This is a genomic window from Roseateles sp. P5_E11 (genome assembly GCF_054049355.1).
In genome coordinates, this window is record NZ_JBFUMO010000216.1 from 1 (window position 1) to 8,942 (window position 8,942).

General features: G+C 69.5%; 10 protein-coding genes, 1 pseudogene and 1 riboswitch. Of the genes and pseudogenes, 1 reads left to right on the forward strand and 10 read right to left on the reverse strand.

Translation table 11 applies throughout. The features are described from left to right. From ACXJKR_RS16685 to pth, 10 genes are all read right to left on the reverse strand, one after another. Positions 1–220 (reverse strand): DUF1636 family protein (locus ACXJKR_RS16685; RefSeq protein WP_457323770.1); only part of this gene is annotated, 220 nt, incomplete at its 3' end. Further along, entirely contained in the window at positions 217–786 is a 570-nt protein-coding gene (gene cobO, locus ACXJKR_RS16690; protein ID WP_056193756.1) for a cob(I)yrinic acid a,c-diamide adenosyltransferase, read from the reverse strand. The genes ACXJKR_RS16685 and cobO, both read right to left, overlap by 4 nt. Positions 787–789: 3 nt before the next feature. Then, positions 790–2,079 (reverse strand): cobyrinate a,c-diamide synthase, encoded by a 1,290-nt coding sequence (locus ACXJKR_RS16695; protein WP_457323771.1) that lies wholly within the window; start codon positions 2,077–2,079, stop codon positions 790–792. Continuing rightward, positions 2,076–2,834: an ABC transporter ATP-binding protein gene (locus ACXJKR_RS16700; RefSeq protein WP_457323772.1), complete on the reverse strand. Its 759-nt coding sequence runs from the start codon at positions 2,832–2,834 to the stop codon at positions 2,076–2,078. Before ACXJKR_RS16700 ends, ACXJKR_RS16695 begins: the two co-directional genes overlap by 4 nt. Beyond that, a complete protein-coding gene (locus ACXJKR_RS16705; protein WP_457323773.1) occupies positions 2,831–3,811 on the reverse strand; it encodes a FecCD family ABC transporter permease in 981 nt (326 codons plus the stop codon). The genes ACXJKR_RS16700 and ACXJKR_RS16705 overlap by 4 nt, the downstream gene beginning before the upstream one ends. Further along, a complete protein-coding gene (locus ACXJKR_RS16710) occupies positions 3,811–4,665 on the reverse strand; it encodes an ABC transporter substrate-binding protein (RefSeq protein WP_457323774.1) in 855 nt (284 codons plus the stop codon). The genes ACXJKR_RS16705 and ACXJKR_RS16710 overlap by 1 nt, the downstream gene beginning before the upstream one ends. Continuing rightward, positions 4,658–5,209 (reverse strand): bifunctional adenosylcobinamide kinase/adenosylcobinamide-phosphate guanylyltransferase, encoded by a 552-nt coding sequence (cobU, locus tag ACXJKR_RS16715; protein ID WP_056193770.1) that lies wholly within the window; start codon positions 5,207–5,209, stop codon positions 4,658–4,660. Before cobU ends, ACXJKR_RS16710 begins: the two co-directional genes overlap by 8 nt. Positions 5,210–5,377: 168 nt before the next feature. After that, positions 5,378–7,258 carry a TonB-dependent receptor domain-containing protein gene (locus ACXJKR_RS16720; protein ID WP_457323775.1) on the reverse strand — a complete coding sequence of 627 codons (1,881 nt, stop codon included), beginning with the start codon at positions 7,256–7,258 and terminating at the stop codon, positions 5,378–5,380. A gap of 77 nt (positions 7,259–7,335) precedes the next feature. Further along, positions 7,336–7,573: riboswitch (cobalamin riboswitch) on the reverse strand. After that, positions 7,569–7,979, reverse strand: a complete 411-nt coding sequence (locus ACXJKR_RS16725; RefSeq protein WP_457323776.1) for a hypothetical protein — start codon at positions 7,977–7,979, stop codon at positions 7,569–7,571. It overlaps the preceding riboswitch by 5 nt. Next, positions 7,976–8,608: an aminoacyl-tRNA hydrolase gene (gene pth / locus ACXJKR_RS16730; protein ID WP_457323777.1), complete on the reverse strand. Its 633-nt coding sequence runs from the start codon at positions 8,606–8,608 to the stop codon at positions 7,976–7,978. The genes ACXJKR_RS16725 and pth overlap by 4 nt, the downstream gene beginning before the upstream one ends. Before the next feature lie 82 nt (positions 8,609–8,690). On the opposite strand from pth, the pseudogene ACXJKR_RS16735 reads away from it, so the two are divergent. Next, positions 8,691–8,942 (forward strand): annotated as a pseudogene (locus ACXJKR_RS16735) (hypothetical protein); the annotation flags it as partial.

Here is an 8,942-nt window from a genome sequence, read left to right on the forward strand (position 1 = left end):
CGACGACGCTGGCGGCGACGGGCGCGAGCTGCCCGAACAGAAAGCTGAGCTTGCCAGGGCCTTGCAGGGCCGCCGTGCAGCTCTGCTTGCAGGCAGCCATGCAGGCTTGTCCCCGAACGGGCAGCAACCAGTCGCGTGCCAGCGCCTCGTTTTCGACGGCTTCCAGCAGAGCCTGGCCCTGGCCATCGGCGCAGGTGGTGCAGATGATGAGGGCGCTCAATCCTCGATCCCCCGCTGCGCCGGCACGCCCGCCTTGTAGTGGTGCTTGATCATCGCCATCTCGGTGACCGTGTCGGCCAGCTCGATCAGTTCGGCCGGCGCGCCGCGCCCCGTCAGCACGACGTGCACATGCGGCGGGCGCTCGCGCAGGCAGGCCAGCACCGTCTCCAGCGCCAGCCAGCCGTAGCGCAGCGGGTACATGATCTCGTCCAGCACGACGAGGAAATGGTCGCCCGCACGGATGACCGATTCGGCGCGGCCCCAGCCCTCGCGGGCGAGTTCGGCGGAGTGCTCCAGGTCCTTGCTCTTCCACGAGAAGCCGTCGCCCAGGCCCTCGATCGGCACGCCCAGTTGCTCGAACACGCGGTGCTCGCCGAAGCGGGCGCTGGGCACCTTCATGAACTGGTAGATGCGCACCGGTTTGCCGCGCCCATGCGCGCGCAGTGCAAGGCCAAAGGCGGCGGTGCTCTTGCCCTTGCCGTCGCCGGTGTGGACGATCACCAGGCCACGGCGCTCGCCGCTCGGAATAACGCGTTCGCGGTCGACGGGAGGTTGTTCGATTTCCATGGGTCAGCCCCTGAAGAAAGCCGCTATGGCCTCCGGGTTGGACGGGAAGTAGTGGTGCACATAGCTCGCCCGCAGCGAGCCCTGCTGGTAGAGGGCCTCGGCGGTGTTGCCGCCGTTGGGGTTGCTGGCGGTGGCGATCGGCGCCAGCGGCGTCTCCAGCGTCGAGTAGTGATAGCTGTGGCCGCGCAACGGGCCTTCGGGCCAGGCGATGGCCTGCAGGCCCAGAGCCGCGAGGCGGTGCTGCACATGGGCGCGGCCGGGCATGACGCCGACCATGCGGTGAGTATCACCGGCCGCCTCAGTCAGTGAGTCCAGCAGTGCCAGCATGCCGCCGCATTCGGCGAGCAGCGGTTTACCTGCAGCGACATGGCCGTCCAGGGCTGCGGCCAGCGTGGGGTGGGCCCCCAGCGCCTCGACATGCAACTCGGGGTAGCCGCCGGGCAGCCAGAGTGCATCGCAAACCGGCAGGGCCTCATGGCGGATGGGCGAGAAGAAGGACAGTTCGGCGCCCAGGGCGCGGAGCAGGTCGACATTGGCTGCGTAGATGAAGCCGAAGGCGGCGTCGCGGGCGATGGCAATGCGGCGGCCCTGGAGCAGCGGTGGCAGCTGCGGCTCAGCGTTCGCCTCAAAGGCCTGGGGCTTGAAGGCCAAGCCAGGCCGCAGCCCGGCTTCCCAGGCATCGGCCCAGGCATCGAGCTGTGTATCCAGCCTCGGCTGCTCAAGCGCCTGCACGAGGCCGAGATGGCGCTCAGGCAGGATGAGCTTGGGCTCGCGCGGCAGGGCGGCGATCAGCGGCAGGTCGTCCGGCAGGCCTTCGCTGAGCATGCGTCCATGCGCCGCGCTGCCGATGCGGTTGGCGATGACGCCGCAGTGGTGCAGCTCGGGCCTGAAGCGCTGCAGTCCCGTCGCCAGCGCCGCGAAGGTCTGGGCCATGGCCGAAGCGTCGATGACGCAGACGACGGGCAGCCCGAAGGCGACGGCCAGGTCGGCGCTGCTCGGGTTGCCGTCGAACAGGCCCATGACGCCTTCGACGAGGATGAGGTCAGCCTCGCGCGCGGCCTCGGCCAGCAGGGCCTGGCAGTGGGCGAAGCCGCCCATGAAGAGGTCGAGCTGGTAGACCGGGCGGCCGCTGGCGCGCTCGAGGATGCTGGGGTCAAGGAAGTCCGGCCCGGTCTTGAAGACGCGCACGCGCTTGCCGCGGCGTGCATGGCTGCGCGCAATCGCCGCAGTGACGCAGGTCTTGCCCGATCCCGAGGACGGGGCGCTGATGAAGAGGGCGGCGCAGGAGGTCATAAAGGCAGGGCGACCCAGCGCCCTTCAATCTGTGCAATGTGCAGGCTGGGACCGAAGACGCGTTTCAGCGCCGCATGCGTGGCTGCATCGGCCGGTGCGCCGGTGTGCACGATGCGGCCATCGGCCATCAGCACGAGATGGTCGGCCTGCAGCGCGAGATGCAGCTCGTGCAGAACGCTGACGACGCTGTGGCCGGCGGCGACGCGCTCACGCACCAGGGCCATCCATTCGGCCTGGTGGGGCGGGTCGAGGTGGGCCAGGGGCTCGTCCATCAAGGTCAGCGGCGCCTGCACCGCGAGGGCCCGGGCCAGCAGCACACGCTGGCGCTCGCCGCCCGACAGAGACCCCAGCCGGCGCTCGCGCCAGGCCCAGCTCTGCGTGGATTCCATCGCGGTCTGCACGGCGACATGGTCTGCCGCGGTGGGCGGCGCCAGCCACGGCCGGTGCGGCAGGCGGCCGAGCTGCACGACGTCCTGGGCCGTCAGGTCGTCGGCGCCGGTCTCCTGCTGGCCCATCCAGGCCAGTTGGCGGGCGCGCTCGCGGGACGGCCAGTCATTGAGCGGCTTGCCGCCGAGCAGCACATTGCCTTCACAACGCTGCAGGCCGGCGATGGCGCGCAGCAGCGTCGACTTGCCGGCGCCGTTGGGGCCGACGATGGCCGTCCAACGGCCCTGGGGCAAGGCAAGATCGATGTCGCTGATCAGGTCGCGGCCGTCGATGCGGACGCGGGCGATGCGGGCGTGCAGGGCATTCATCGCTTGGGCGCTCCGCGTCTATGCATCAGCACAAGAAGATAGACGCCGCCCAGCAGCGCGGTGACGAGACCGACGGGCAGCTCCTGCGGTCGCATCAACCCGCGCGCGATCACATCGGCCACCAGCAGCAGGGCGCCGCCGGCCGCGGCCGACATCAGGATCAGCCGGCCGTGAAGCATGGGGCAGAGGCTGCGCACGAGGTGGGGTGCGACGAGGCCGACGAAGGCGACGATGCCGGTCTGCGCGACGGCAGCACCCGTGGCCAGCGCAAAGGCCAGGATCAGCAGCCGCCGCATCAGGCCCATGCGCACGCCCAGCGACGCGGCGGTGGCCTCGCCCAGCGTCAGCGCATCCAGGGCCGGGCTGGCCAGCAGGCCGATGACGAGGGCCGCGATGCCACTGGCGGTCATCACCGTGACGCTGCTCCAGCCCAGCAGGCCGGTGTTGCCGAGCAGGAAGGCCTGCATGGCGCGCAGGATGTCAGGCGCCCACAGCGTGGCCAGGCCCGTGAGCGCATTCAGCACGACGCCGACGACGACGCCGGCCAGCAAGAGGCGCAGCGTCTGCTCGACGCCGCGCGCCAGGATCAGCGTCAGGCCCACGCCAACCAGCGTGCCGACGAAGGCGATGCCGGTCAGTCCCACATGGGCCAGCAGCGACGAGGTCTGGGGCGAGATGCCGGTCAGCGCCAGCGCGATGGCCACCGCGAGACCCGCGCCCGAGGCGCTGCCCAGCAGATAGGGATCGGCCAGCGGGTTGCGGAACAGGCCTTGCGACATCGCACCGGCCATGCCGAGCAGGGCGCCGGCCCACCAGGCGCCCAACGAGCGCGGCAGGCGGATCTCCCACAGGATGATGCCCATGCTGTCGTCGCCGAGGTCGGCCCAGCCGGTGCTGCCGACCGCCACGCCGGCCAGAACGCCGACGGCGCCAACGATGAGCAGCAGCGCCAGGAGTAGGCCCGGACGCAGATTCATCACGAGGCGCCCTTCTCGCGCAGGCAGCGGGCCATGATCTGCGCCGCCTCGGCCATGCGCGGCCCCGGGCGGGTGAGGATGTCGCCCTCCTCGGGCTTGAAGATGCAGATGCGGCCGCGCTTGACGGCGTCGATGCGGTCCCAGCCGGGGCGCTGGGTCAGGCCTTCGGAGCCGCGCTGGCCGATCATGATCAAGGCCGGGTTGGCCTTGACGACGAACTCGGGGTTGATCTTGGGGAAGGGGCCGAGCGACGCCGGGATGATGTTGCCGGCGCCGAGCTTGGTCAACGTCTCGCCCATGAAGGAGGACTCGCCAGCGGCCCAGATGCCGGGGGCGACCTCGAAGTAGACGCGCACGCCCCGCGCCGACGCTGGCACGCTGCTGGCCGCCGCGGCGACGCCGGCCTCGATATGGCGCCAGACGCGCTGGGCGTCAGGCACGCCGAGCACCTGGCCGATGATGTTCAGCACGCGCTGAACGTCCTTGTAGCTGCGCGGTTCCAGAACGACGACCTTGAGGCCCAAGGCGCGCAGCCGCTCGGCCACGCGCGAGGACACGGCCACCAGCACGACATCGGGCTTGAGCGACGCGATCAGCTCGACATTGGTGTCTTCCATGCCGCCGAGCTTGGGCAGGGCGTTCACTGAGGCGGGGAAGTTGGAATAGCGGTCGACGCCGACCAGGCGGGCGCAGGCACCGAGTTCGCAGACGGTCTCGGTCAGCGAAGGCAGCAGGCTGACGATGCGCTGCGGCGGCGTGCTGATCTGCGTCACCTGGCCGAGGTCGTCCTTGATGTCGATGGCAGCAACCGGCAGCGCAATGGCCAACAGCAGCAGGGCAAGCAATCTACGCATGGTTCGAATCCTCGACGGGTCGTGTCCAGGCCTGGCCCGCGACCATCAGTGTCAATCGGCCGCACAGGCGCGCGACGTCCTGGTTCAGGCGGCCAAGCTCGTCGATGTAGTCGCGCACCTCTCGACCCAGCGGCGACACGCCCCAGCCGACCTCGTTGGAGACGAAGACGACGGGCGACTTCAAGCGTGGCAGCAGATCCAGCAGCGCGGTGCGCTCGGCCTGCCAGCCGGCCGCATCGGGCGCGCCGCTCATCGGCATCAGCCAGTTCACCAGCCACAGCGTCAGGCAATCGACAACGACCAGGGTGTTGGCGTCGTCGACCTGTTGCAGGGCCGCGCTCAGGACCAGCGGGGCTTCGACAGTCTCGAAACCTGCCGGCCGTGAGGCACGGTGATGGGCGATGCGCTCACGCATCTCGTCGTCGGCCGCCAGCGCGGTGGCGATGACCACCACGCGGCCGGGCCAGCCCAGAGCCAGCTTCTCGGCCCGGCGCGACTTGCCGCTGCGCTGGCCGCCGACGATGAGTTCGTGAGCGTTGTTCACTTCATGTGTTTGTCAGGTACCCGGAGTTTGCGGGCYGAGCGCCGGGCCGCTCCCAAGCCGGCCCGCCTTGGGCGATGTGCTTGCCGGTCGATCCGGCAAGCATCGCCGTCCCCTTGGGGGACCGACCAGACTCGCTCGCGTTCAGCGACGCGAGTTTGGGCGAGGGGCTCACAAGCTTGGGCTCCAGCGCAGGCTGATCAGCGCCGTGCGCGGTGCCGACGCATAGCCATAGGCCGTCGACGTCTCGCGGTCGAAGGCGTTGTCCAGGTTCAGCTGCAGCTTCAGATCCTTGCGGATCTTGTACTGCGCGTTGAAGTTGACCAGGCCATAGCCGCCCAGCTTGCGCGTGTTGGCGGCGTTGTCCCAGCGCGCGCCGGAGGCCTGCACGCTGCTGCCCAGCACCCAGTCGCCCAGCTCGGTGTCGGCGCCGACCGTGGCCAGGCGCTTGGCGCGGCGAGCCAGCAGCAGCCCGGTGCTGGCGTCGGTGGGCTTCTGGAAGTCCATGGTGGCGCGCAGGTTCACGCTGCCGGCCTTGGTATTGCCAGCCAGGGTCACGCCGCGCAGGCGGGCCGCCGCCACGTTCTGATAGCAGCCGAAGGCGCTCTGGCAGCTGCCGGCGGCGCCGAAGATGATGAGGTTGCTGACGCGGTTGCGGTAGGCCGTGGCCGTGAGCTCGGTGTCGCCAACGCCGTACTTCAGGCCGAATTCGACATTGCGGCCGCGCTCGGCTTCGAGCGGCTTGACGCCAGGCTTGCTGAGGTCTGGCCCGTAGACCGTGCCCTGCTGGTAGAGGGTCGGTGCGCGAAAGGCATTGCCGACGGAGCCGACGACGCGCAGGCCGGTCAYGACCTCATAGCCAGCCAGCAGCGTGCCGGTGTCGACACTGCCGAACTGGCTGTCGTTGTCGTGGCGAGCGTGGGCTTGCAGGCTGAAGGCACCGGCATTGAGCAGATAGCCCGCGCCGATGGCATTGCGGTGGCGCTTGCCGACGCCGGCGGTCACAAGGCCGCTGTTCTCCAGCTTGTCCTCGATGCGCTCGCCCTGGAAGTTGATCTGCTGGCCCTGGCCCAGCACATAGGAGCCGGTCAAGGCAAGGTTCTTGACCTTGGTGACGGTCAGATAGGGCGAGGGCGAGGTCTCGTAGCGGTCGCGCGATTCGCCATAGCTGAACTGCGTCTGCACGGCCGGCGCCCATTGTGCCGTCCAGGCCAGACGGGTGGCGTCGGTGTCCTGCACGCTGTGGTCATCCACGAGGGGCCGGGACTTGGAGGAATCGTATTGCGCGTTCGCGTGGTTCTTGATGACGATGATTTCGGCGCGATGGCCCTCGGCCAGTTGGGCGCCGATGCGAGCCGTGCCCTGGTACTTGCGCCAGCCGTCCCGGTCAGGGATGTAGCTGAAGGAGCCGGGCACGTCGATCGTCGAGTTGAAGCCGTCGCTCTCCTCGATGGCGCCGGTGAAGGCGAAGTCGATGATGCCTTGGCTGCCGAACAGGCCGCCGTCGGCCTTCATCGTGCCCTGGGTGCCCAGGCCCACGCCGAAATCGGCGCTGATCTTGCCGCCGCCATTCCCTCCTGCTTTACGGGTGAAGATCTGCACGACACCGCCGACGGCGTCAGAGCCATAGATGGCGCTGGCCGGTCCCTTCAGCACTTCCACGCGCTCGACCTGCGAAACCGGGATGCCCTGCCAGCTGGCGCCGCCGGTGGACTGCGAGTCCATGCGCACGCCGTCGACGAGGACCAGCGTGTGGCGCGTATCGGCGCCGCGCAGGAAGAGGCTGGTCGTGGACGCCGCACCGCCGTTGCGGACCATCTCGGCGCAGCCGTTGTTGCGCAGCAGGTCGGCCACGCTGGCGGCGGCCTGGCGCTCGATGTCTGCGCGGGTGATGACGGTCAGGTCGGCCAGCACTTCCGACAGGCGCTGGGGCGTGCGCGCGGCGGTGGTGACGACGGTGTCGAGCTTGTTCTGGGCGTGGGCGGACGAGGCCAGGGCCAGCACGGCCAGGGCGAGCAGCGACCGAGGGGCCGCGAGGAAGGTGTGAGACATGAGAGGAGACGCGAACGAACACCCAGCCGCGCTGACCCCCGCAGCAAGGCTGAAAAACGGCCGCCGCGCAAGTGCGCGAGGCGGCCCCGTCGTTGGCCGGTATCCGGGCTGATGGACTTGAGTTTTGCTCGACGCCTTCCCGGTGCACGCACCAGTGGCTATGTGGTCGAACAGTGAGGCGCCAAGGCCTCGTCCACTTACCGTTGCGGGGACAGCTCAGGTTAGATCTGCGGCGTGACCGCTCGTCCTCCTGATTCCCGTTGAACTGCAGCCGCCGTGAAGGCGGGCGCGAGCACCAACGGCGCGGATTCTATCGATGGTCGCTGGCAGCGGTGGAGGGCTTGTGCGGTTTGGCCGTCTTCGGCGGCTTCAGATGGGTGACTTGTGGGGCGCTGGCAGCCTGGGCGGGCGGTGGCGGCGCCTGCAAGCCGACTGCCTGAGCGCGCAGGTGGCGGGCTTCAGCCTCGCTGGCGCGGCGAGACTGGGCCAGGACCGCAGCCTGCCGGGAGTCCGCGAAGTGGCGGTCGCGCGCCGCCTTGCTGTCGGCGGCGCTGGGCTGGTCGTAGTCGACGCTGCTGGCCGCGCTGCCACCGGGGCAGGGCGAGTCGCGCAGGTCGCGACCGTCGAGGCCGCAGCGGTAGACCTGGGCGCGGCGCGTCTGGGTCTGCGCCAGAACAGGCAGTGCGAGTGCGAGGRCCAGAATCAGCAGCAGAGGCTTCATGAGGCCGGAGTGTCTACTGGCGGCTGGGGTTTGGGCGGCTTGGGCCGCGGCGGTTTGGCGTGAATTTTGGCCAGCGCCTTGTCCATGTCGCCGCGCAACATCAGCTCGACGGCGCCGTAGCTCTTCTCGATGCAGTCCTCCACCGCCTGGCGCTCGGCCAGCGGCGGCTTGCGCAGCACATAGCCGGCCACCTCATCCTTGTGGCCCGGGTGGCCGATGCCCAGCCGCAGCCGCCAGAAGTCCCCGCTGCCAAGCTGAGCCCGCATGTCCTTCAGGCCGTTGTGGCCGCCGTCGCCGCCGCCCTTCTTGAACTTCATCTCGCCGGGCGACAGGTCCAGCTCGTCGTGGATGGCCAGGATCTCTTCCGGCGCGATCTTGAAGAAGCGCGCCAGCGCCGCGACCGACTTGCCGGACAGGTTCATATAGGTCATGGGCTGCAGCAGCCAGATGGGGCCGCTGGCGCCCGGCGCCTGGTTCACGCGGGCCACCAGGCCGTGATAGGCCTTGTCGGGCGCCAGGCTCACCTTGAGGCCCCGGGCCAGGCCATCGATCCACCAGAAACCGGCGTTGTGGCGCGTGTCTTCGTACTCGGCACCTGGATTGCCCAGGCCCACCATCAGCTTGATCATGACCATGATCGTAGCTTTGAGACCCAGCAATGCTGCAGCTACATTCGGCCGGGAAACTTGGCTGCAACCAGGAGTGGACCGAATGCAGAACAAGGAATCCAAGGGCAGCAAAACCTGGATCTGGGTCGCGGTAGCCGTCATCGTCATCGCGGGCGCGGCGTGGTGGTGGAAGGGCCGGGGCGGCGAAGGCGGCGCTGACGGGCCGGCAGGTGCGGCGTCCGCCGCATCCGGTGCCGGCGGGTCGGGCCGGCCCGCGGGCGGGCGCTTCGGCCGCAGCGGGCCGCAGCCGGTCACGGTGGCCGCCGTGCAAAAGCGCGACATGGCCGTCGTCGTC